Raw genomic sequence first — 23,232 nt, 5'->3', positions numbered from 1 at the left:
TGAGGGTTCCATGAAAAAAGCCGTTTTCCCGTTATTGGCCGCGTTTATCGCCTTGTGCGCCGTGGATTCCTTGGCACAACCCATGGGCAGGGGCAGAGGGGGTATGGCGCGGGGCGGGAACGTGAATTACGACTATCTGCTCTCCTCCCCCACCACAATGGAAAACGCCGATGAGCGTTTTCAGGCTGTCTCCAACTGGGCGTTCAGCCTTCGGGAAAAGGGTGTTCACCTGCGGGAGGTATTCGACCAGAACGACATGATGCGCATCCGGGGCCTGTTACAAAGCGACCGGGCCATGGCCGTCAAGGAAATCGACGCTTCCATAAAACGCCTTGCGGGCGTAGCGGGTGTTTCAACCCCTGCTGGTCCGGGGCTGGGGCAATCCGCCATGGGCAGGCAATATCCCACGGCGCCCGTTACCCTGTCCATCCCATATCCTTACGCCGGGTATTACATAATGCCCTTGGTGAACGACCCCGCCGATGGGGCCATAATGGCGGGGCTTAACAGGGGTATCCTCACCGTGACCCTTCACGGTTCCCCGGCGATAGTCACACAGGACCCGTTGGAGAAAAGCAAAGACCCGGCCCTTCGCAACCAGTCCTTCGGGTTCTTGGCGGATGATCTGGACGCCGCCACGCGCCACACTCCGGAGCTGAATTTCGGATGGGTGAAACTTTCCGGGCTGAAAGGGGCCAACTGGTCCGTTTACCTGCATGGCGCGCCGGGAATGGAAACCGGCGAGGCGTATCTGGAGTCCATCCGCAGAAACGCGGAAAAAGCGGCCCAAGCCGGTTTGAACGTCCTGCTCATCATAGAACCGATGCAGGAGAAAAAACGCACGAAAGTAGCTACCTCCATAGACATGAAAACCCGGCGGGTGGCGTTCCAGGACCATCAGAGCGAGGAGTACACAAATTTCCTGCGGAAGCTATTCGCCAAACTGCCCATGGTGAAATATTATTCGCTGGGCAACGAGGCGGACAATTACATGGCCGCCGAGGATTACGCCCGGGCGTTGAAGGTGACCTACGACACGCTGAAAGAGTCGTGCCCGGCCTGTTCCCTTGTCACCAGCGGCTATCTGAACGATAACGGCGCCGCGTATTTCGAGCAGGCGCTCGCCGCCCTGAAAGGCAAACGGGCTTTCGACCATTTCGACATGCGGCATGTGTTCGGCTATTACGGCGAGTATCGCCGGATTAAAGAGGAATACCGCGCCGCGCGGAACATGCTAGACCGGTACGGGTACAGGGACGCGGAAATATGGATGACCGAGACCGCCTCCCCCTCCGCCATGAGCGGCGACCCTAACACCTCCGACGCGGCGCAGGCGGCGGATGTGGTGAGACGCTATGTTACGGCCTACGCGGCGGGAGTGAAAAAGGTTTTCTGGGCGGCGGTGACCGACCATTACATGTTCGGCGGGAGGCATGGATTTTTCGATTCCGCTGGTATCATCCACAACCCAGCCAACGATGGCCGGGCGGATCTAAAACCAGCCTATCATACCTACGCCCTGATGGCCCGGACGCTGGCCGGGGCCAACCTTGCCACCGCCGAACGGGTGGAGGTGGGCCCATCGGCGGAATGTTACCGGGTGATGAAAGACGGGAAACCCTTCTATTTCATGTGGCCAACGGTAAGGTAGGGGTCGCCCGGCCCCAGTCTTCCAACCGCCAATGGAAAACCGTGGTCTGCGGCCACGGCGAAGAGCGAATCTCTATCCACGCCGTTACAGGGTAGTATCCCAGTTTGAAAGTACATGGGAGATTCTTCACTTACGCCCAGAATGACAATATAAAAGCCGTTGATAACGTTGTCATCCTGGGCGAAGCGCAAGCGGAGTGAAGGATCTGTCTGTTATTTGAGATTCAAACTGGGACACCACCCGTTCAGCGTTTATTTGAACCCATCGCTTCCATAAAATATAATGGATAGGTGACCGTCCTTTAAGCTTGGTGGGTAGTATATAAAAACCTCTCCCGCGCCGGGCCGGATGTTATTACAACGATTTTTTGAAAGCGTGACATGCCCAATAACCTTGTTTACATCGTAATGGACTCTTGCAGGTACGACTCTTTCGCCTCCGCCGCCACGCCGAATATGGACAGGCTGGGCCAGGCGGACAGTCGGTACAGTTTCGCCTCGTGGACTTCACCCTCCCATTTCGTCCTGCTGATGGGCATTAGCCCCCACACCTCCCCCACCGGGGTGTTCGCCTCCGAAGTGTATAAGGAAGATTTCACCAAATGGCGGGACCGGCTTGGCATACCCGACCTGGAGTTCAAATCCTTCGTGCCGGAGCTTTCCCTGCCTTGCAAGCTGAGGAAACTCGGCTACAAAACCGTGGGTAAGGTTTCCCTGCCGGTGCTGAACCGGTTCACCGGCTTTTCAGCCCATTTCGACGAATACAAGCTTATGGACAGCCATAACGATTTCGCCGGGATGATAGAGGAGATATCCTTCGACCCCGAAAAGCCCACGTTCTACTTCCTCAACCTGGGCGAAACCCATTACCCCTACATGCTCACCAAAGAGGAGATACCGGTTCTCCACGGCGTTCATGGCGTGTTCAAACACATGGACGGCGAGAGCAATGAAGCCGTGGAGTTCTTCAACGAGGATAAAATGGAGTTCCTCCGCGCCAGGCAGGTGTATTGCGTGGAATACCTGGATGGGCTTATGGACAAACTCTACAAGAAATGCCCGCCTGGCACCCACATCATCATCACCGCCGACCATGGGGAGCTTTTCGGCGAGGGGGGATATTTCGGCCACGGCCCCATTTTCCACGAAAAAGTTTTCGAGGTGCCGTTTCTGGAGGGGCCCGTTCCCGCCAGCGGGAATTAACCCGATAATCCCATGAACATTTTTAATAGCGTCTGCCGCTCCTGCCACGGCGGATGCGGAACCCTTGTTCATGTGAAAAACGGCCGGGTGGAAAAGGTCAAGGGCAACCCCCAATCACCCGTAAGCCGGGGCTGGCTGTGCGTAAAAGGGGCCAAGGCGGCGGACGTGGCCAACCACCCCGCCCGGCTCACCACTCCGTTGAAAAGGACTGGCGGGCGTGGCGAAGGCAAGTGGTCGCCCCTGTCCTGGGAAACGGCGCTGGATGAGATAGCCGGTCATCTGGCCCGGATAAAAAGTGAGACCGGGCCGGAATCCATAGCCATAGGCCAAGGCACCGGACGTCATCATTACATGCACACCGTCCGGTTCGCCAACGCCTTGGGAACCCCCAACTGGTACGAGCCGGGGCTGGCCCAGTGTTTCATACCCCGGGTGACCATAAGCAACCTTACCTATGGCGGGTTCATTACTCCCGATTATTACGGGGAAACCAATCCGGCGCTGATAATCTTCTGGGCCCACAATCCATTGATAACCTGCGCGGACGGGGAGCTGGCCCCCGCCGTTCTTCGCGCCATGGCCAATGGGTCCAAGACCGTGGCCATAGACCCGCGCCGCTCTGAAACCGGTGAGAAGTGCGGCATGTGGTTGCCTATCCGCGCCGGGACAGACGCGGCCCTTGCGTTGGCCATGATTAACGTGATCATCACCCGGGGCTTATATGACAAACCATTCGTGGAAAACTGGACATCCGGGTTCGCCGGGCTTTCGGAGCGGGTGGCCGATTGCACGCCGGAATGGGCCTCGCAAATCACCGGATTGCCGGTGGAAGACATTATCCGCGTCGCCACCCTTTACGCCACGGTAAAACCGGGGGTCATAGAATGGGGGCTGGGGCTGGAGCAAAACGCCAACTCTACCCAAACCGTCCGCGCCATAGCCATATTGCGGGCCATCACCGGCAACCTGGACAAGCCGGGGGGCGACATTTTGGGGATGAACATTTTAAACCCCTACCCCACCCTGAAAGATAAACTGCCCCCCGACGCGGGCAAGAAAAGGATTGGCTCCGGCGCTTTTAAACTTTTGGGTGGCTGGCGGGCATACATGCCGTCGGCCCACATCCCCGGCCTGTTCCACGCCATGCGGGAGGGGGACCCGTATAGAGTACGGGCGTTGATGTTGTTCGGCAATAATCCTTTGACCACCGTGGCAAACTCCAGAGGGGTTTACGAGGCCATGAAAAAGCTGGACATGCTGGTGGCCACCGACCATTTCATGACCCCTTCGGCGGCCATGGCCGATTACGTCCTGCCGGCCGCCTTCTGGACGGAGTTCGAGGGCCTCATGGGTTTCCCGCTGGTCACGGAAAACTACGCCTTCGCCCACGCCAAGATCACCCAGACCGGCGAGTGCCGTCAGGATGAATGGATAATGGACCAGCTGATGGCCCGGCTTAACCTGCCCGGCGCGGACATGACGTACCGCCAGATTTTCGATTACCAGCTGGCCCCCACGGGCATGACTTTCGACGGGCTTTTAAAGAGCGGTGGCGGGCTCACCCCCTCCATTCGATACGAAAAATATGCGGAGAAAGGGTTTAGAACTCCATCGCGGAAGGTGGAGCTATCCTGCTCCGGTTTGAAACGGATGGGGTACGATCCCCTTCCCTCTTTCACCGAACCGCCGGAAAGCCCCACAGGCTCACCGGAGGTCGCAAAAGAATTCCCGCTGATTCTCATCACCGGCGCCCGGACCCGGGAGTTTTTCCATAGCGACAACCGCCAGGTGGAGTCTTTAAGAAAGCTCCACCCCAACCCCATGGCCCAGCTGAATCCGGGCACAGCCCAAGCCCGGGGTATCGCCGATGGGGATTGGGTCATCGTCACCTCCCCCCGGGGTCAGGCGCGGATGAAGGCGGAAGTCACGGAAAATATCCGGCCCGACACTGTCAGCGTGGAGCATGGGTGGTGGTTCCCTGAACAGTCCGAGACCAACCTTTTTGGAGTGTTTGACTCCAACGCCAATGTGTTGGTGTCCGATGAACCCCCATACGACCCGGCCTTTGGCTCCTGCCGGTTACGGGGCATTCTGTGTGAAATAAGGAAGGCCTGAAAAGGCATTTCTTGCCCCCAAGGCATCTTTTGCCCCGCCATTCTCACATTGAGAGCCTGCAATATCAATAGCATATAAACTGGCACGGCCATTGCTTTATATCTGCGTAAAGAACGATTAAAGCAAGGAGACAGCGGAGATGGATCCCATATCGGCGCAGGGGGTGGGCACTGCTTTTGCCGCCCTTAAACAAGTTTACAGCTCCATTTCTGGCGCAGTATCCAGAAAAGACAGCAATGCCGACGGCGGTGTGTCGTCGGGCGAATCGGCTTTATTCGCCGATATATTTTCCAAAGCGGACAGTAACGCCGACAGCTCTTTAACCTCTAAAGAACTTTCGGGCGCTTATTTCAACCGTCAGATAGATAACCGCATTTCCAAGAAGGACACTGACGGCGACGGGGAACTCAACGAATCGGAGATGGGGGTTTCCTCCTCCGCGTTCTCCAAAATGGATAGCGACGGCAACGGCGCGCTTTCTTCTGGTGAGTTGCTCTCCCCGGTGCTCATGGCGGCCATGAACAACCACGCCGGAGCCAGCGCCGGTTCCACATCCGCCACGGATTCTTCTACATCCACAGCCTCCACTACGGAAGCTTCAACCGCTTCTGTTCCTTCTTCGGAATCATCCGCCTCCACCACCGCCGGTTCGGAATCTTTTATATCCAGCCGGGACGCGGACGGTGACGGCGCGTTGTCCGCCGGGGAACTGGGGCTGGACCAGAGCATCTTTTCCGCCATAGACACTAACGGAGATGGCAAAGCCGACGCCACAGAGTTGATGAACGCCAAGAGCGAGCGGGACAAAGCCATAACCGACCTGTTCGCCCAGATGGACGCCAACGGGGACGGCCTGTTGACCCAGGATGAAACCGGCCAGGCCAGCGCCGATTTCTCTACAGCCGACGCCAATGGGGACGGTAGTGTGGACAGCAAAGAGGCCTTCGCGTCTTACAAGAGTTTCAGGCAGTACGCCTCGGTGGCATCTTCCACCGCCGGTTCAACCGCCACGGCGGAACAGTCGGTTTCAGTCACGGCCTGATTAGACAATTCAAGTTCAGGAGGGTTCGCCCGGTTGGGTGGCCCTCCTTTTCTTTTTGGCCAGATAATAGGCGACGCCAGAACCTATCACCAGCGCCCGCCAGGCTAAAAACAGCGGGGCCAACAACCCAACCGCCGGATCCCGCATCAGGGCGAACGATGTAAAAGGCGCCGCCACGCCTAAAAAAGCCAGCGCCATTATTATGGCCCCCTTGGCCGCCATGTCTGAAAACGGCGCAAGCGATAGCAAACCAAGTCCGCCGAAGACGAAGGCTATCTGGAGCTTCAGGGTTTGGGGCGTATAGGTGTCTTTCACCATTTTTTCCGGATAGCGGCCATATACCACCATGCGCCAGTATCCCCGCCAGAATTTCACCCTGGCGTAGCGGCAGGGGGTTGCCGGATGGCCCATATGAAACACGATGGCCGAAGGGTTGAACACCATGCGTTTCCCGGCGGATGAAAGTTTGTATGAAAGGTCCGTGTCTTCATTGTTGGCCGCAGGGAAAGACTCGTCGAAACCCCCGGCGCCCCAAAACACCTCCGCCCGGAACGCGGCGGAATATGTGTCCACCATGTCTATGGAGTCCGCGGCTTTCAACATCTCAAACCGTTCCTCGAACTCCACCTGGGCGAACCTGGCCGTGAGTGATCCTTGCGTGGTCTTGTAGGCTCCTTTCACCGCGGCCACCTGCGGGTCGCCGAAGGGCCTGGCCATTTCCTCAATCCATTTGTTGGTGGGAACGCAGTCCGAATCGGTGAACATTATCAACCCGCCCCGGCTCTCTTTAGCCCCTGCGTTCCTTGCCGTGGCCGGTCCGCTGTTTTCCTGCCTTATGTAGCGGACCGGGAAATTTTTGGCGAAGGCCCCGGTGTTGTCGGTGGAGCCGTCGTCCACCACTATCACCTCGTAAAGCTCCTCCGGGTACGATTGGCTGAACAGCCCCGCCAGGCAGGCGGTGATGGTTTTTTGCGCGTTGTAGGCGGGCACCACCACAGAAACGGTTTTGTTCACCGGGCCACGTCGGAGCCTTTAACCAGGTACTTTATGAACGTGCGGGCGGAGCGGAGCGTTCTGCGCATCTCGTCCGGGTTCACGGCCACGTTAAGCATCTTCCGGGCTATGTATTGGGGGCGCAGGTAAAACTCCCGCCGGGCGTGGTCGCAAAACTGCACCATCTCCTCAGAGGTGAGCTGTTCGGTTCTCACGATGGTGTTATGCAGGCCGCCGGGGGTGAGCCACTGCGAGAAATCCTTGGTGGTAAGGTACCCCTTTTCGCTGTACCACTGGTAAGCGTCGGTGCCCGGATACACCATTATGGGGTAGAACTGGGCCGTGTCCGGGTTAAGCCGTTTGGCCATATCCAGCGTGCCCTGCATGGTCTCTTTTGTCTCGCCGGGCAGGCCCACCATGAAACAGCCGTGCACCAGCACCCCGGCCTTGCGCGCGTCTGCCATGAAAGATTCCATCTTCTCCACGCTGGTCTTCTTGGCGATGTTGTCCAGCAGTTGCTGGCTCCCGCTTTCAAACCCCACGCACATAAGCTTCAACCCGGCCCGTTTCATTACACGCAACGTTTCGTAGTCCAGGTCCGCCCGGGCGTTAATGGTCCACGATATGTTTATCCCGCGCCGCATCATCTCCTCGGATATTTCCACGCACCGTTTGCGGTTTATGGTGAAAGTGTCATCCTCGAAGAATATGGACTTGGCCTCGGGGAACGATTTGGTGATGTACTCTATCTCGTCCACCACGTTGGCCACGCTCCTGTAACGCACTTTCCTGCTCATGAGCGTTTGCGGATAGACGCAGAACGAACATGGGTAGGGGCATCCCCGGCTTGTGGTGATAGTCACCATCGGCGGGATGGCGTTGGGGTTGAAGTAGTTTTCGATACGAAGGAACCGCCGGTAAATGGAGCTTACAAAGGGCAAGCTGTCCAGATCCTCGATAAATTCCCGGCGGGGATTGTTTACGGTTTTATCCCCGTCCCGCCAGCATATTCCCGCCACGTCTTTTAAAGACCCGCCGCTCTCCAGCGTTTGGGCCAGGTCCGTCACCGTTTGGTCGTACTCCCCCACTGCCACGGCGCCCACCGAGCCGTTAAGCTTTAACGACTCTTCCGGAAGGGCTGTCACATGTGTCCCTACCAGCAGGACAAAGGCTCCGGGAACCAGATCCTTCAAGGTCTGGCAAACCGCCGCGTCGTTATAAACGCTGGGGGTGGATGTGTCGGCCACTATGAGACCCGGCGCAAAATCCGCCACCCGTTTTTTTACATAATCCAGGTCGAACCCGTCCGCCGGGGCGTCCATGAAGTCCACCTCGAACCCGGCCTTGTCCGCCGCGCCGCAGGCGTACGCCAGCCACATGGGAAAATACAGGGTGCCGCTCTTGGTTACCGCCGGGCTTCTTTGGGGCCGCGAGAAACTTTTGAGGAACGGCGGATTTAAAAACGTGATTTTCAGTCTGCCCATTATCAAGCGATCCTTCTAATTATCTGGCCATACTGGCGCATCTGTTCATCAAGAAACCCCGCCTTGCCGGAGAACTCGATAGCGCCATTGGGGCAGACACAATAACAATACATGCAGTTTATACATTTCGTGGCGGCTTCCGCATTAAGCGCCGCCGGCAAATCCAGATCCACCGGGCAATAATCGGCGCATTTTTTAGGGCAATCGCCGCATTTTGAGGTGTCGGCGGCAAGTTTTTCCAGTTCCAGCTCGTCGTCTATAAAAACGTCCTGCCTCAATCCCGTGAGGAACAACAGCTTGCCCACAATGTTCGTGGAGCATACGGCGTTGAAGAAGGCCGTGTTACGGATGGCCAAAAAATATTTTTGCCGTTTGGGATTGTGGATGAACGCGGCGATGGGGCCGGGTTTTGGCGGCTCGAACCGGAACAGGTCGCCGAACTGGTACTCGTCATGGAATTTTTTGTGCGCCCCGGTGATTATCCCCCGCCGTTCAGCCTCGGCCAGGGTTTTAACCTTGGCGTAATCGAAGGTGGCCAGCTTCGCCACCATCATGTCTATCAGGTACGGGTCGTCACCGAAAAGGATGACACCGGTCTTAAGGGGCGTTCCCCGGGTTGGCCCAAGCCCTTCCATGGCCATCAACCCGTCCACGATATGCAGATGGGGTTTAACCGCCTTGTTAATGTTGAGAATGTTGGATGAAAGGGAGAGGTGCGTCTTTTTCTTGTTCTCCTGCCCCACCAGCGTCCCAATGAGGTTTTTGAGACACACGCTCATGCCCACCTCGAAATGGGTTTTCATCTTGGGCATGTTTATCAAAAGCGCCGCCTCTAAAACCTCTTTGGCCACCGAGGCTTTCACGCCATTCTCGAAAGGTATTTCCACCCTCTCCGAGTAATTCAAATCCAGCGCCTTCACGCCGTAATGGCGCGCCAGCGAGTCCACCTTCAGCCGGGAAATCACGTTTATTCCGCTCCGGTAGAACCCGCTGTTGGTGCCTTCCCCCATGGCGATGTTTGTATATCCGGTCTCCTTTAAAAACTCCAGGACCGCGGCCAGCAGGCGCAGGTCCGTGGTGTTGCCGGTAAGGGCGTTCATATTGCTGTTGAGGTTGGGCTTTATCAGTATGGGCGCGGATTTGTCCTTGGGCAGTTTATCGGCGTATTTTTCCCGCAGGGTGTTTTTAACCGCGGCCTTTATGGCCGTAACACCATCGGCTTTCACCGCGTCGAACCTGAACATCTTGCTACCTAAGCCTCCACCAACTCCCTAACCGCCGCGAATGTCTCTTCCACGGTGATGTCTTTCATGCACGCGTTATGCCTGGCGAACAGGCATCTGTTTTCGTCACAGGTGAACCTGCACGGAAAATCCCGCTCCACCACTTTACTCTTCACGCCATACGGCCCCGTCTCCACGCTCTTGGATGGGCCGAACAGGGCCGCCACCTTTGTGCCCACTGCGCTGGCCATGTGCATCGGGGCGCTGTCGTTGCACACAAGGCCGGACGCTTCGGCGATAACGCCCATCAGCTCCCTCGCCGAAAATGCGCCCGACAGGTCTATGGCGGCTCCCTTGGCGGAAGCCAGCGTGATCTCCGTTGCCATCTTCTCGGCGGGATGGCCTAGCACGGCCACCCGCATGCCCAGCTCCGCCGTCATTCTCCCTATCAACTCCCCGTATTTCTCCGGAGCCCACATTTTAAGAGGTAACCGGGAGCCGGGATGAACCAGGGCGAACGGTTTGGATACACCCCTATTTTCAAGAATGGCGTTTACCCTTTGCCGCTCTTGCCCTGTGAACCTTATGCCCCAATCCAACCCATCCATGGAGCAACCAAGGTCGCGCGCTATATCTAAATGATATTCTACTTTATGTTTAAGCCCGGCGTAAGGCGTTACATGGGTTAGCATCCATCCGCCGCCACCCACATCGTAGCTAACCTTGTGTTTAGAGCGGGCCGGGGCCACTATGGCCATGATGTCCCGGATGTCCGCCCGGGCCTCTATAACCAGGTCGAAACTTTTCGCCCTCAAGCCGCCCAGGAATCGGAAATAATCAGAAATGGACGATCCTTTATAGAACCAGAAAGGGCTGTATGTCATCACCTCGTCCACGTAGGGGTTGTTCGCGAACAACTCCCCTGCGGCGTTGGGCGCCAGAAAGGTTATGGACGCGTTGTTGAACTGTCCTTTGAGCGGTTTGAGCATGGGGAGGGTCATAATAACGTCCCCCATGTAAGCTGTGCGGATGACCAAGATGGATTTTATTTTATCCGGCGCTATGGAAACGTCGCCTTGAAACATCCGCCAGGGCAGGGACATGGCTTTCCCCAGCGTATCCGCCACAGCCGTCACCACCAGCTTCTTCCGGTTGATTATTTTATACATGACGCAATTCCAGCAGAAACTTTAACATCTGCCCCCGGTGGTTTCGCTCCTCCGGTATCCAGCGGTATTCATCCGGCCGGTTCCCGTCCAAAGTGATATCGGGTTGATTGTCGTTGAGCCTAACCCATGTCGCCCGGCCATTCACGGCGCCGTTTACAAGTTCTATGGCGTGTCCCTTGAACTTGCCCTGAACATGGTCCATGTCCGCCTGGTAACGGAAATATCCGCAGTTTATCCGCCCAATGTATCTGGAAGCCTCCCGCTCGTCCCAAAACTCCCTATCGGCGGAAGGAAACCGCAGAAGCGGCCTATGGGTGTCGTTTTTCGTTATGACCTTGCTGTTAGATGGGCCTTCCCAGTCGTACAAGTAACGCACCTTCACCGAAGGCCCCATCGCCAATGCGCCCGTGGCGATTACCACCCCAATTGAGAACGACAGCACTCCCATGTCGTCCGCATCCACCTCCGGCTGGGCGCCAAACCATTCGATGACCTCTTTCAACTCCCGCTGGTGGCTGGCGCCCCAGAAATTTTCTTTCCCCCCGGATTTCCCACGGCCCGAAGGATCATACGTCAGAACGGCGTAACCCAGCCCCGCCACCTCGTGGGCGCTCATTTCCCCTTTCTCGTCATAGTCCAGCCCGGCGCTCTCCCCGCCCGGCACGAACACCACGCCGGGCAGTTTGCTCCGAGGTTCCAAGGGTGTATGAAGATGGGCGCACAATTTCACACCCGCCAAGGTGTTTATCCAAACTTCCCGCATATGGGTTTCCACAAGTTTTCGCCCCAGAAACCGCTCTATCTTTCGCCGGTTGCGCCGTTTGAAAACGGATGTGAAGAAACTCACCGGTCCGGCTCCTCTATGAGGGCGCCGGGGCTGAACCTGTCCAGAAACCGCATATACGCTGGATAACGGGCCGTGTACTGTTCCAGCAACCGCGCGAAATTTTTCATTGCGGCGCTAAAGGTTTCATCGCCATTGCCTTCTATGCGTATGGGATCTTCCATAACGATTTTGAATGGCTTCTTCTCCCCCGGCGTAATGAACATGGGGATAAGCTCCGCCCCGGTCTTGGCGGCCAGAATTGCTGGCCCAAGCGGGAACATCACCGGCTGGCCGTGAAACGTTAACGTCTCCTGCTTGCCAAGCTTCTTCTCCGTGCCGCTCCCGTCGCCGGTGATCATTATCACCCCGTTGCCGGAAAGCCATTTGAAAACCGGCCGCATGAAAGCGTCCGCCATTACCACCTGGGCGGGCATCATGGCCTCGTATTTCATCCTTAACCGGAACGCCACGTTCCTGCCGATCCAGCTCAGCCCTTCGTCACTGGGGAATCCCACCTGTTTCATGGGGAATCCCAGCCGCGCCAGCGCCACCAGCGGAACCAGCGCGGGGCCGAAATGGCCATGCACCAGCACCACGCCTTTACCCTTGTCCAATCCGGCTTTCAGCCGTTCCAGACCTTCAAACTCTATCAGCCGTTCCACCTCCCGCGCTCCCATTCGCGGGAAAAGGAGTATCGAAAGCCTGTCCACATAATGCATTTGCAGGTATTCCCTGGCGGTTTTTGAGCCCTCCGGGCCATAAGCGCTATCACCCTTGATCCGCGCAAGGTTGTTCCTCAACAAGCCCGGCAGACCCCGGCCCGCAAGATAATGCATGTCCCCCATCATCCGCATCACGCCAATTCCCCATTCCAGCGGCAGGGCCAGTATCAGCCACCGCGCCGGATACCAGAAGATGAGCCGTATTACGTCCCGGCCAAGACTTTCGCGGATTTGCATGGAGCGTTTATTTGCCTTTGAGCGACAGCAGGAAGTTTAACGCCGTCTCTATATACTTCGTTTTGCGGTTTGTGTAATAGCAGGGTTTCAGCAGGCTGTCCGCAGGGCTCACCAATCCTTCGTCCAGAGCTATCTTGTGTAGCCTGGTGTGAGGCTCCACCCGGATGGAGTTGAACTCGAAATGGACGCGCCTGCCCATGGCCCTCTTGGCGCGGACGCAGAACAGCGCCATGGCGATGAAATTCGGCAGGGTCTGCCCGGGCGGGTTCTTGAAGAAATTATAGCTAACCTCCACCCCGTCCATATCCCTTAAAACGCTGTATGCCTCCAGTATGTCTTTGCGCGAGATGTTCTTTCCCAGGGCTTTCAAAGACTCGTTCGAAAACCCGTCGGGCGACATGATGAAATTAGAGCATCCGGCTTCCTTTGCCAGTTCGGCGAACTCCCGCGTGAATCCCTTTTCGTTGAACCATGCCGACCATTTCGCCTGAACGCGGCGTTTTATCATCTCCCTCATTATGGCCTCGGCGTGGCTTTTAGGTATGTTGAACACTGAATCCACGAAGGTGAATTTTTGCGCGCCGTGGCGGTTCACAAGGATCTCTATCTCGTCCACTATCCGTGAGGGATCCTTTAAGCGGTATTCCCTGCCATTGAGGAATCCGTATATGCAATAGATGCAATTCAACGCGCAACCCCGTTTAGTCTCCACCCCTATGGAGTCTCGGAACGGCGCGTAGCTTTCTACCGGGACCAAATCCATGGCCGGCGCGGGCAGGCGATTGAAGCTCGGCGGAACCCCGGGGCCAGAGAAAGCCACGGAGCCGTTGGCGCGGTAATAGACAGAAGCGGTTTTCTCCGGTTCGGCTAATCTGTCCAACAGACGGTTGAAAACCTCCTCCCCTTCCAGATATACGCCGTAATCAATGCGGGGCTCGTCTCTCATGATCTCTTCGGCGTACATGGAGAACCCGGCGCCGCCCACCGCGATTTTAGTATGAGGCGCGGCGGACTTGATGACGTCTATCATCTCCCGGAGCCGTTCGTAATAGAACACCACCACCCGTTTGTTGGTGGAATCTATGTTCCTCAAGGAGACTCCCGCCACGTCCGGCGCGAAACTTTGCGTGATCTCTTTCAGATCTTCGTATGGACGGGCCGACACGTTCGGGTCGAAGACCTTTACATCATGTCCGTTGAGGGTTGCGGCGATGCTGGCCAACCCAATGGGGTAAACGGGGGACTCCGCCCCGCCCAGCCAGGCCTGAACCAGAAGAACCTTCATCTTTTTTACCCCAGGGTGGCCTTGGCCAGGTGGTACCCGCCCCTTAAAAGGATGTAGAGCCACTTGATGAAGGGCCGCATGATCTGGCTGTTCAGCGTTCCGGCCACGGGTTTGCTCACCAACGCCTTAAGCAAAGGTCCAGGCATCTTGCCCCCCTTGGCCAGGGTTATGAGCAGGTTTAAATATGTTGGCTCCCGCATGGTGTAGGTTTTGCGGTATATCTCTGCGCGTTCGTCCTTGATCAGGCCTTGATCCATCGCCTCTTTATGAAGCTGGGTGCCGGGGTAAAGTATCAGCCTGAACGGTTGCAGGCGGAACGGCTTTGGGATGTCGGCTATCAGCCGCAGGCTTTCAATCCTGTCCGCGTCGGTTTCTTCCGGGGCGTCCAGCAGAAAGTCGTAGCTGGGGGGCGCCATTTTATCCTTGAACGAATTTATTATCCGCATGGCTTTTATCATGCGGGTGTTGTTCATGTTCTTCCTGCGGTAAAGCTCCTGCATCCGCGCCGAGCCGGACTCCACCCCCATCTGCACATACACAAGCCCCGCGTCCACCAGAAGGCCCATTTTGTCCTCGGACACCGTAAGAGGGCTCACAAGGCATGAGAAAGGAACGCCTATCTTCTCTTTATACTGCACGCAGAATTCACGGATATCCTCCAGTTTCCGGGCGAAAAACTCGTCGTCGGATATCCAGATGAAATCCACATATGGCATGTTTTGTCGCGCCCATGAAAGCTCTTCCATCACATGCCCCACCGACCGCCACCTAAGCTTCCCCTTGCCGCCGTACATTTCGTTGACGGTATCGTTAATGCAGTATGTGCAGGCGTATGGGCAACCCCGGCTGGTCATGGTCTGGTAGCCTGTTTTGCCCAACATCCCCGAAACGGTGCCCTTTTTGAGAAACCGCTCCATGATGTCATGGTCCAGCGGTTTGATGTCGCCATCCACCAATACAAAATGGTCTTCCATGCTGTAATCGGGCGCGGGATATATGTCTAGGTCCCTGGGCAGGGGACTCAATGGGTTTTTAATTACCTCCCCGCCCCGTTTCACCCACAGGTTCGGCGTGCCGCTGTAATCCTGGCCTGCGGCCATCTTCTTTGTAAGCTCAAGCAAGGCGTCCTCGCCATCTCCCACGCACACCATGTCCGCTATTTCCATACATTCGTCAGGCCGGATGGTGGGATGCACGCCTCCCCATATCACGGGGACAGAGCCCAGACCGCCTTTGATGGACCTGGTTATCTGCGAGGCGCCATCGAAAAAGTTGGTCATCAGCGTTACGCCGATTAGCTGGGAGCCTTCGCATAACGCCACCAACTGATTCATAACGCTTGCGGGATAGCGGTTTTCCGGGTCGTCCACAAAATCGTCGCCGAATGGATCTGGCAGGAACAGCAGGCGGGTCTTAAATCCGGCGGCGCGCAGATGGGCGGATAACGTCCTTAGGCCAAACGCGGTAATATCCGGGTACGGCGAGATCAAAGTTACTTTCATACAAATACTTCTAGCGGCGGTTGGCGGTCACGCCGTTCACTACTCCTCTGGTGGCCAGCATATCCATAACCTGGTCCACCGACTGATCCACCGTGAACCCATCGGTATCCACAGTCAGTTCAGGATCTACCGGTTCCTCATATGGGGAGGAAATGCCGGTAAACTCTGGAATCTCGCCAGCCTTGGCGCGTTTGTACATCCCTTTTACGTCCCGTTTTTCACAGGTCTCCAGGGAACATTTGCAATATATCTCAAGGAAGTCGCCATGCATCATCAGGTTCCGCACCCTCTCCCGGTCTGCCCGGAAAGGGGATATGAACGCCGTAATGGCGATAACCCCAGCTTCGATGAAAAGCTTGGAGGTCTCTCCTATCCTCCTTATATTCTCTTCCCGGTCTTTTTTCGAGAACCCCAAGTCGGAACAAAGGCCATGGCGCACATTGTCACCATCCAGAACAAACGTCCTGCATCCTATGTTATGCAACCGTTCTTCAACAGCATGGGCAAGGGTGGATTTCCCGGCGCCGGATAACCCGGTAAACCAGATTACGACGCTTCTATGGCCGTTTTGCTTCTCTCGTTTGTCCCTGGTGACAGTAGCATGATGCCAAACCACGTTCTTTTTAGTCATTAGCCCCCTTAACCCACTACGATATATATATCATTCAATTTTAATGCAATTGGCGGGTGAGTTCAAAAAAGAAGCGCCACCTCATAACCCGGGCGCCGTTTTATCGTCCTTCTTCGGCCTGTCCCGCAAAACGGCCCTAAGTTTTTTTATTTCATCCATTGAAATAGCCCGGGTGGCGAACAACGCTGTTAAATAAACCATGGCGCCCGCTAAAACCGCCGCCGGAAGGGATAGGGGTTTGATGACCAATATGGTTACCCATGTGACGGCCGCCATCAGGGCGACCTGCGCTATCCAGCGCCCGGCGGGAAAAACCATCCCCGCTTTACGGAGAAAATAAAGCGAACACGCGCTGGTGAAAGTGTAAGAACCTGTGGCCAGCCAGGCGGCGGCCACATGCCCTCCATCAGGTATAAATATGGGGGCAAGCCCCGCGTTTATCGCCAAGGCCAGCCCGGCGTATATGACGCTGTATTTCTGCTGGTTAATGGCCATCAGGGCGCCGTTTAACAACAGGTCCAGCCAAAGGGCCGGCATGGCCCAGGCCAGCACCTGGAAGGCGTTGGCCGATTCCACATATTTAGCGCCATAGATTAACGGCATAAGTTCGCCGGCAAAAGCGGAGCATAATACGGCCCCCCCGGCGCTCAACAACAATGAATATTTAACGGCCCTGCCAAGAATGAACGAGGCCTGTTGCAAATCATCTTTCGCCAGCCGCGCCACCACCGGGAACACCGCCATCGAGAGGGACATGGGCAGGATTTGCGACTGGAGAACAAGCCCATGGGCCGCCTGGAAAAAAGCCAGGTTCGACAGGCCGCTGAACCACTTGATGGCCAGAACGTTTATCAGAAAAAGGTTTTTATAAAGAATCACGCCGACGCCTACTACCAGCGAGTCGCCCAGGAATTTCTTCAGATAACCCCGGTCCAACCCTCGCCCCAGCGCGGATACGCCGATTTGGCTGAGCGCCCGCGACCCCGCGAATAGTTGCAGAATGTACGAGACCATGGTGGCCACGAAAAACCAGTAATAGTCCAGCCCGGCCACTATCACCAGCGTCACCGCCACCGCCAGCCCCGTGGACTGGATGAACGTGAGTATGGGCACGCTTTTCATCCGCTCCAGCCCCTGGAACACCGAACGCTGAAGCAGGGTGAACCCCATCATGGCCTCGGAAACGGCGGCCACGAGAAATATCCAGAAAGGTATTTCCCCTTTTTCGGTGAAAAATATGGCTATAAGCAGGGCCGTCACCGCGCAGGCGGACATCATCCCCCGCAACATGGTGGCGGCGCCGTAATGGATGGAGGCTTTGGAGTTATCTTTGGCTATTTCCCGGGCCAGGATATTCTGGATGCCGAAATAGGAAAGGGTCATGATGGAGGCCGCGAACGCCAACACATAAGAATAAGTCCCGTAACCTTCCACCGAAAGGTATCTGGCCACGGCGATCACCATGACGAAAGACACGGTGATCTGCATCCCCCTGGATATCAGGGCGAAAACCATGTTTCTTACTATATTTCCCCTCATCGGCTCCCCAAAACACCTTCATCGTCTGGTTAACGAGTACATAAGGATACTGTAAAAGCCCCCATTGGCACAGAGCGGTTTTGTCCCGCCGGGCAGGGTGTGATAAAAATATCGTTAAATGTCAAACACCGGCGTGCAGATTATCCGCCATGCGGCGTAGAAAAACGGGCCTTCTGGTTGTGGGGCTGGCGTTTGTCTTGTTGGCTGTGGCCACGGCGCGCCTGGCCTTCAATTGCCATGAAAGCCTTTCAATCCGCGGGGAGTCTCAACTGGCCGGCGAGGGGTTCTGGAGAGACAGGGAGCGCGTACAAGCCCATCCCCTGTTAAACACCATACCGGCTCAGCTTCCGGGTCCGCTGGACAGCTGGGCCGGGCCTCAAAAAAAATCCATCAGGTTAATATCCCCGGTGGCTGGGCCTTTCGACATTGAAATAACCCTGGCCGACAGCCATCCCGACCAGCCGCCGGTTATCGAAATCCGGGTGGACGACAAACTGCTCGACACTTTCCAGTCGCCAGCTAACCTGGGGCATGCGCACCGGTGGGGCAAAGCCGGTTTCTCATTCACAGTTCCGGAAACCGTCGCCCCGTCGCCCGGCATTGATGTTTCCATCCAGAGCGTGAGCGGTTCGTGGGTAACCATAGATACCATCACCATAAAACCGGCTCTCCCTATATATCTTAAACCGCTGGTTATGTTCGGATGGCCGGTGTTCATCCTGTTGGCGGCTCTTTACCTTACATCCATTGGCGTGTTGAACGGGTACATCAAAACCATCCGCCTGGCCCGACAGGAGTTCGCACACCGGCTTGAGTCCTCTCCTCCGGCCAGGGTGGATTGGCTTTGGCCCGGTTTAATCATTAGCGCCCTTCTTATCCCTTCCGGCGGCGTGAACATTTTTGATGGGCTGCCACTCTCCAACCATGTGGAAACCCTTGCTGTGCTTGTGGGCGGTGTGTTGATTGTCTCGCTGGCGGGATTGAAATTTTTGCAGGCGCCTTTCGTTAAACCATTAATAGCTCTGGCGCTGGTTTGCAAAATAATCCTTTCCATATTTTCCGCTACCTCGGGGATATGCGTCCAGCCATTGGATGAAAAGGGCCAACCGGTTAAAACTTACGAGGGGGTCTGGAGCAAGGGCTGTTACCAGGCTGGCGCAGGGATTTTTGACCATAACCAATTTCCCCTGGAGCATTACAACCGTCTGACGGATAAACCAGACCCTAAATTGAGTTTCAGGTTTTATTTCATACCCCCCGCCGGGGCCAGATCTCTGGTGTTAGACACGGCGGGCTCCACCCCGGAATTTTCGAGTATCACCGGAGTGGATAAATCCTCCCGGCGGCCCGGCCCGGACGGGGGCGTGGTTTTCGACGTTGCAGGTGTATCGGCCCCTGGATTTGTGGGGGGGTCGGTAATATACAGTTGGGGGACCCCCGGCTGGCGGCTGGCGCCATATTTTCTGGACAACATGGGATTGATGATCCATGAACCGGCCAGCGGGGCTTTTTTTGCGGAACCCCCTTCCGCCAGCCTGACAGCCAGAGCGCTTAATTGGAGTATCGGTGTTATTGCCGACACCGCTATAACGCTCATTCTCACCATCGGGGCGCTAACGGCCTTGGCTATGTCATCGTCCCGGGCGCTTGCCGCTTGGACTTTGATGATGGCCATCTGGCTGGGTTTCAATTGCCTCCCTGAAGGCGCGCTGGAAGGCTCCTGGCTTATATCGCTGATTCCCGTCAAATTGGCCTCTTCAATAAAATTCCTGGCGCTTCTGGCCGTGGGGTTGATGGTGCGCTCATCCCGGTTAAAAAGCAGGGAGGTTTTCGTTACGGCGTTTCTGGCGCTGTTCGCCTTTTACGGCCCCATCTTTTTAGACGACATCGGCAAATTTAAAATCCTCGCCGATGGGAACGACTGGCGCACGTTCCAGCGGTGGGCTAACGTTATCATGTCCGGCAACTCCACCCTGTCCGGCGTGGAATGTCCGCCCACGTGGAACCTGCCTTTCGCCTATTTTGTGGCGGCGTTACACCTTATTTTCGGCCAATCGCTGTTCGCCCAGGAGATGTTCGACATTTATGCGCTGGCGGCCATGGCAACGGGGATGCTCACGCTGGGCCGCCGGTGGGGGCTTGGCCCGCGCGGGGCGTTGTGCGCGGGGCTGTTCTTCCTGTACGCCCATTTCGCGCTGGGCTATTACAATTACATGGGCGCCGGACTTACGGAACACCCCAGCTCGCTGATCATATATTCGATTATCATCCTGCTGGTCTCCGGCGCGGGCGGAAGATGGAGCCTTGCGATATGCGCCGCGCTTGCGTTCCTGCTGGCCGGATGGCGGCCCAATTTTCTTCCGTGGGCGCTCATGGCGGGGCAGGCGGCGTTAAGTTACCCGGAGAACCGGGGAATAAAGGTTTTTCTAAAATCCGCCTGGAATAGAAAGAAAGTGTTTCTAGCAATTGGCGGGGCCATGTTCCTGTGGGTCTTGATTTTCTCGTTCCGCAACTACGCCGAATGTGATTATTTTGGATATATCGCCCCGGCGGTTAAAGACATGTACAGGATGGGAACAATTGGCGAAAGGGTTAACTCGGTAATGGCCATGGCCACGGGGCTCCCCTATGGCCGGTTTGCCGATACCGACAAGGTGGGGGGCGTCATGGCCGCAATAATGGCAACCGGATTCCTGGCATTATTGGCGGGAAGCGTTGTTAGAATCGGGCCGTTATCGAAAATCCCCCTGGGGCTATCGGCCTTCGCCTGGGGCGGGTGTATTCTCCATTTTTTCTTTTACAACATTAACGCGGGCTACGCCGTGCGCTGGGGCATACCTCTGTTCCCGTTGTGGATATTGGGCTTTTTCTTCCTTTTCGCCAAGCGGCGCGAAAACCACCAGCCTGAAAAATCGCAAACATGATTAAAGAGGCCAATTCGAAAACCTTGGCGGCTGTCTTTTTGATAGCCGCCCTCGCCATATCTTTCCGGGTTTTCAACCTGGGGATTTTGGGGCCGTTTATTGATGAGTCCATTTATATCGAGCGGGCCGCCATGGCCAACTTCACCTCCGAAGTAACCGTGGGGTTCAAGGTGCTGGGATACGCCCTTTTTTACCCCACTGCCCATTTCGCCGATAACGCCCTTACCGCCACCCGGATGTTCATCGCCCTTCTGGGGGCGGGAACGGCCATCGGGATATTCTTCGCCACCAGGAGCCTGGCCGGAACCGCCTCTGGCATGGTAGCCGGAATCATATGGGCCCTCATGCCTTTTGTTGTGTTCCACGACCGGCTTGCCATTCATGACCCTATAATCTGTTTCTTCCTGGCTTGGGCGCTTTTCTTCTTTTCCATATCTGGTAGCGCAAAAACTCCCGTTCCAGCTGTCGCGGGGGGGGTGGCCCTGGGCCTGGCCGTGATCACAAAGGTCACCGCCATGGTGGGGCTGTTCTTCATCTTCTTTATTCTCATGGCCCAAAGGGCACAACCGCGCCGGGTCTTGCGATTGGCGTTAATTGCCATACCCTCGGCCATGGTTCCGCTTCTAATTGTTCTCCCAAAGGCGCTGGCTAACGCCGATGTTTATATGGATTTCCTGCACATGTTCATCGGCGGCGGGGATGATTCAGGCTCCGCCGAGCCCCTGACGCTTAAACGGTTTTGGGAGGAGCGGCTTATTCTAAACTCATCCCTGCTCTATTCCCGCTTGAGCATTTTTAATGGCGGCGCGTTCATTGGGCTTATGGCGTTGACGGGTATCTGGTCGGTAGCTAAACCCACTCGCATTAAAACCTGCCTGTGGCTGGCCTTCGCCGTTTCCGCATCGGCGTATATCGTGATTTTCAAGGGCTGGTATTCCCGTTATTACCTTCCGGGTCTTCTGCCTTTGGCGATGCTTATGGGAGTCGCGCTTGCGGAATGGCTCGCCGCCATACGCGCAAATTGGGTCAATGCGAACCGCCTTAAAACCGTCACGGCGTCATCCTTGATAGCTATATTGCTGGCCGGAACAGGCTATCAATGGATAAGTTCCGGGCTGGATTTCTCCCGGTCCCCCCATCCTTTGAACGTGCCCGATGACGACAAGTTCCAATACCATCACGGATGGCCCAGCGGCGTTGGCTCCATGGAAACGCTGGAGAGGCTCAAACAACTTGCCGCCGTTCCGGAGAAAATTTCCGTCACCGTGATCGATGGCGGGTACGCCACCCGTATATTCCCGTTAATGACGCGGGATATTAACAACATCGTCTGGAGCGTGGAGCCGGTCACCTGCCAGAGGGACGCCGCCGCCGCCCTTGAACGCATTGCAACCGCATCCGGCAAACGGTTTCTGCTGGCCAATAACGACAGCATCAAAACGTTCAACGCCAGCGTCACCCTCGTCCCCATGCCTAAACTTATTTTCGAGCAGAAACGGGGCTACAAGATATTCGACATTTCTCAAGTGGAATCGTTCCGGTTCGGCGATTCAACTTCCGTGGTTACCAGCGTGGAATCCCCCAACGGCGTGGAATACGTGAACGGAGTGGAAAATTTCTGGATTGGTGGCGAAGCCACAAAATTCTCGGCCATCGCGTCGGGCGCCGAAATTATCCCAATAACGCTGGAGCTTTTCCCGGCGCCGGGGGTTTCCGGAAGGGCGGCCACAAAATTATCGGTATCGGGCGAGGCGGTTCTGGCCCCACGCCAAGGCCCGGCCACTTTCTACTACAAAACTGGCGGGGCATACACTTTAGAGCCGCTGGACAAGCCCAACACCCGCAATCCGAACATTGCCGACACCCGCCCCATGATATTGGGCGCAAGGGTTCTGCGAGGAGTTGCCGACGCGCGTCCTTGGGCGCCAGAACCGGACGCCGGGCTGGAAAAGGTTTTGCGCGAGGTATCGGGCAAACCTCACGCAATTTATTACCGGCAATGGCCCCCCACACATGATTTATTAACCCATCACAAAAACCTGCGCCCCATGGCTATCACTTTAAAACCCGAGGACGCGGCGGTGGAAATTTTAAAGTCCGCACGGGATGGCTCGTTACTGCTTTCGTGGAACAAGTTCGACGGTTATGGCGACGCCATAGCTTCGCTTATCTCACCGGCTCCGCGCTTGTTGTTCAAGTCCGCCAGCGGGGCCCGCTTGTACTCCTTCGACACGCAAGCATGGCTGAAAAATGAAAAGAGTGGCGTGGTAGTCACATCCATCAACAACGAGAACGGCGTGGAAGAGTGGAACGGCGCCACGGCTTTCTGGTTGAACTCCACCGGCGCTGAAATGGAAATTTTGGCCAAACGGGCGGGCGTGGTGGAATTATCGGCGGAGATTCTAATAGGCGCCTCGGCCCCCAACCGAGCCAGCGCCGGGTTGAAAATTTCATCCGGCGGAGCGGAAACTCAAATCACCCTCGCTCCGGGTAAAAACTCCATCGCCAGACTAAAAGTGGCCGCCGGGAAAAACGTAATCACCCTGCGCCCCGTGGACGCGCCTGTGGCCCCAGCTCCAGGTATGGATGATAAACGGGTGATGTTGATGGGCGTCAAAGGGCCGTCATTCCGCTATATTAAGTGACGGGCGGGCAATGTGACGCCAGCCAAGGATTGTCATCCCGGC

Annotated in this window: 16 protein-coding genes; 6 read left to right on the top strand and 10 right to left on the bottom strand. The window is 56.3% G+C overall.

Features of this window, described 5'->3' with window-relative positions:
* The first annotated feature begins 10 nt into the window (after positions 1 to 10).
* The 4 genes from HY751_09960 to HY751_09945 all read left to right on the top strand — a co-directional run bounded on the left by HY751_09960 (position 11) and on the right by HY751_09945 (position 6,010).
* Positions 11 to 1,651, top strand: coding sequence for a hypothetical protein (locus HY751_09960; GenBank protein MBI4666719.1), 1,641 nt, complete (start codon positions 11 to 13; stop codon positions 1,649 to 1,651).
* A 380-nt stretch (positions 1,652 to 2,031) separates the two neighbouring features.
* Positions 2,032 to 2,853 (top strand): sulfatase-like hydrolase/transferase, encoded by an 822-nt coding sequence (locus tag HY751_09955; GenBank protein MBI4666718.1) that lies wholly within the window; start codon positions 2,032 to 2,034, stop codon positions 2,851 to 2,853.
* A gap of 12 nt (positions 2,854 to 2,865) precedes the next feature.
* Positions 2,866 to 4,968 carry a molybdopterin-dependent oxidoreductase gene (locus HY751_09950; GenBank protein ID MBI4666717.1) on the top strand — a complete coding sequence of 701 codons (2,103 nt, stop codon included), beginning with the start codon at positions 2,866 to 2,868 and terminating at the stop codon, positions 4,966 to 4,968.
* Positions 4,969 to 5,107: 139 nt separating this feature from the next.
* Complete coding sequence (locus HY751_09945) at positions 5,108 to 6,010, top strand: EF-hand domain-containing protein (protein ID MBI4666716.1); 903 nt, start codon at positions 5,108 to 5,110, stop codon at positions 6,008 to 6,010.
* Between the two features lie 15 nt (positions 6,011 to 6,025).
* Here HY751_09945 and HY751_09940 read toward each other — a convergent pair whose 3' ends face one another.
* The 10 genes from HY751_09940 to HY751_09895 form a co-directional block, all read right to left on the bottom strand.
* A complete protein-coding gene (locus HY751_09940; GenBank protein MBI4666715.1) occupies positions 6,026 to 7,024 on the bottom strand; it encodes a glycosyltransferase in 999 nt (332 codons plus the stop codon).
* Positions 7,021 to 8,487 carry a radical SAM protein gene (locus HY751_09935; protein MBI4666714.1) on the bottom strand — a complete coding sequence of 489 codons (1,467 nt, stop codon included), beginning with the start codon at positions 8,485 to 8,487 and terminating at the stop codon, positions 7,021 to 7,023. The genes HY751_09940 and HY751_09935 overlap by 4 nt, the downstream gene beginning before the upstream one ends.
* A 2-nt stretch (positions 8,488 to 8,489) precedes the next feature.
* Positions 8,490 to 9,731, bottom strand: coding sequence for a DUF362 domain-containing protein (locus tag HY751_09930; protein MBI4666713.1), 1,242 nt, complete (start codon positions 9,729 to 9,731; stop codon positions 8,490 to 8,492).
* Between the two features lie 8 nt (positions 9,732 to 9,739).
* Positions 9,740 to 10,879: a glycosyltransferase family 9 protein gene (locus tag HY751_09925; GenBank protein MBI4666712.1), complete on the bottom strand. Its 1,140-nt coding sequence runs from the start codon at positions 10,877 to 10,879 to the stop codon at positions 9,740 to 9,742.
* Entirely contained in the window at positions 10,872 to 11,726 is an 855-nt protein-coding gene (locus HY751_09920) for a hypothetical protein (protein ID MBI4666711.1), read from the bottom strand. Before HY751_09920 ends, HY751_09925 begins: the two co-directional genes overlap by 8 nt.
* The gene (locus HY751_09915) at positions 11,723 to 12,664 is read right to left on the bottom strand and encodes a lysophospholipid acyltransferase family protein (GenBank protein MBI4666710.1); all 942 of its coding nucleotides are present in this window, start codon (positions 12,662 to 12,664) and stop codon (positions 11,723 to 11,725) included. Before HY751_09915 ends, HY751_09920 begins: the two co-directional genes overlap by 4 nt.
* A 7-nt stretch (positions 12,665 to 12,671) precedes the next feature.
* Positions 12,672 to 13,949 (bottom strand): cobalamin B12-binding domain-containing protein, encoded by a 1,278-nt coding sequence (locus HY751_09910; GenBank protein ID MBI4666709.1) that lies wholly within the window; start codon positions 13,947 to 13,949, stop codon positions 12,672 to 12,674.
* Positions 13,950 to 13,954: 5 nt separating this feature from the next.
* Positions 13,955 to 15,451 carry a B12-binding domain-containing radical SAM protein gene (locus HY751_09905; GenBank protein ID MBI4666708.1) on the bottom strand — a complete coding sequence of 499 codons (1,497 nt, stop codon included), beginning with the start codon at positions 15,449 to 15,451 and terminating at the stop codon, positions 13,955 to 13,957.
* 10 nt (positions 15,452 to 15,461) lie between these two features.
* Positions 15,462 to 16,082, bottom strand: coding sequence for an adenylyl-sulfate kinase (gene cysC, locus HY751_09900; GenBank protein ID MBI4666707.1), 621 nt, complete (start codon positions 16,080 to 16,082; stop codon positions 15,462 to 15,464).
* 81 nt (positions 16,083 to 16,163) lie between these two features.
* A complete protein-coding gene (locus HY751_09895) occupies positions 16,164 to 17,621 on the bottom strand; it encodes a flippase (GenBank protein MBI4666706.1) in 1,458 nt (485 codons plus the stop codon).
* A gap of 149 nt (positions 17,622 to 17,770) precedes the next feature.
* Here HY751_09895 and HY751_09890 point away from each other — a divergent pair, with 149 nt between their 5' ends.
* On the top strand, positions 17,771 to 20,545 hold the full coding sequence (locus HY751_09890) for a hypothetical protein (GenBank protein MBI4666705.1): 2,775 nt from the start codon (positions 17,771 to 17,773) through the stop codon (positions 20,543 to 20,545).
* Entirely contained in the window at positions 20,542 to 23,190 is a 2,649-nt protein-coding gene (locus tag HY751_09885) for a glycosyltransferase family 39 protein (GenBank protein MBI4666704.1), read from the top strand. Before HY751_09890 ends, HY751_09885 begins: the two co-directional genes overlap by 4 nt.
* Positions 23,191 to 23,232 lie beyond the last annotated feature (42 nt).

This window comes from Nitrospinota bacterium, assembly GCA_016208975.1.
GTDB lineage: Bacteria > Nitrospinota_A > UBA7883 > UBA7883 > JACRLM01 > JACQXA01.
This window is presented reverse-complemented; position numbering and strand designations above follow the sequence as displayed.

Bases quoted from the DNA above. Each gene is read 5' to 3' on its own strand.
- HY751_09950 (MBI4666717.1), top strand. From the start codon at position 2,866: ATGAACATTTTTAATAGCGTCTGCCGCTCCTGCCACGGCGGATGCGGA.
- HY751_09885 (MBI4666704.1), top strand. From the start codon at position 20,542: ATGATTAAAGAGGCCAATTCGAAAACCTTGGCGGCTGTCTTTTTGATA.
- HY751_09905 (MBI4666708.1), bottom strand. From the start codon at position 15,451: ATGAAAGTAACTTTGATCTCGCCGTACCCGGATATTACCGCGTTTGGC.
- HY751_09960 (MBI4666719.1), top strand. From the start codon at position 11: ATGAAAAAAGCCGTTTTCCCGTTATTGGCCGCGTTTATCGCCTTGTGC.
- cysC (MBI4666707.1), bottom strand. From the start codon at position 16,082: ATGACTAAAAAGAACGTGGTTTGGCATCATGCTACTGTCACCAGGGAC.
- HY751_09955 (MBI4666718.1), top strand. From the start codon at position 2,032: ATGCCCAATAACCTTGTTTACATCGTAATGGACTCTTGCAGGTACGAC.
- HY751_09910 (MBI4666709.1), bottom strand. From the start codon at position 13,949: ATGAAGGTTCTTCTGGTTCAGGCCTGGCTGGGCGGGGCGGAGTCCCCC.
- HY751_09945 (MBI4666716.1), top strand. From the start codon at position 5,108: ATGGATCCCATATCGGCGCAGGGGGTGGGCACTGCTTTTGCCGCCCTT.
- HY751_09930 (MBI4666713.1), bottom strand. From the start codon at position 9,731: ATGTTCAGGTTCGACGCGGTGAAAGCCGATGGTGTTACGGCCATAAAG.
- HY751_09890 (MBI4666705.1), top strand. From the start codon at position 17,771: ATGCGGCGTAGAAAAACGGGCCTTCTGGTTGTGGGGCTGGCGTTTGTC.
- HY751_09895 (MBI4666706.1), bottom strand. From the start codon at position 17,621: ATGAGGGGAAATATAGTAAGAAACATGGTTTTCGCCCTGATATCCAGG.
- HY751_09935 (MBI4666714.1), bottom strand. From the start codon at position 8,487: ATGGGCAGACTGAAAATCACGTTTTTAAATCCGCCGTTCCTCAAAAGT.
- HY751_09925 (MBI4666712.1), bottom strand. From the start codon at position 10,879: ATGTATAAAATAATCAACCGGAAGAAGCTGGTGGTGACGGCTGTGGCG.
- HY751_09915 (MBI4666710.1), bottom strand. From the start codon at position 12,664: ATGCAAATCCGCGAAAGTCTTGGCCGGGACGTAATACGGCTCATCTTC.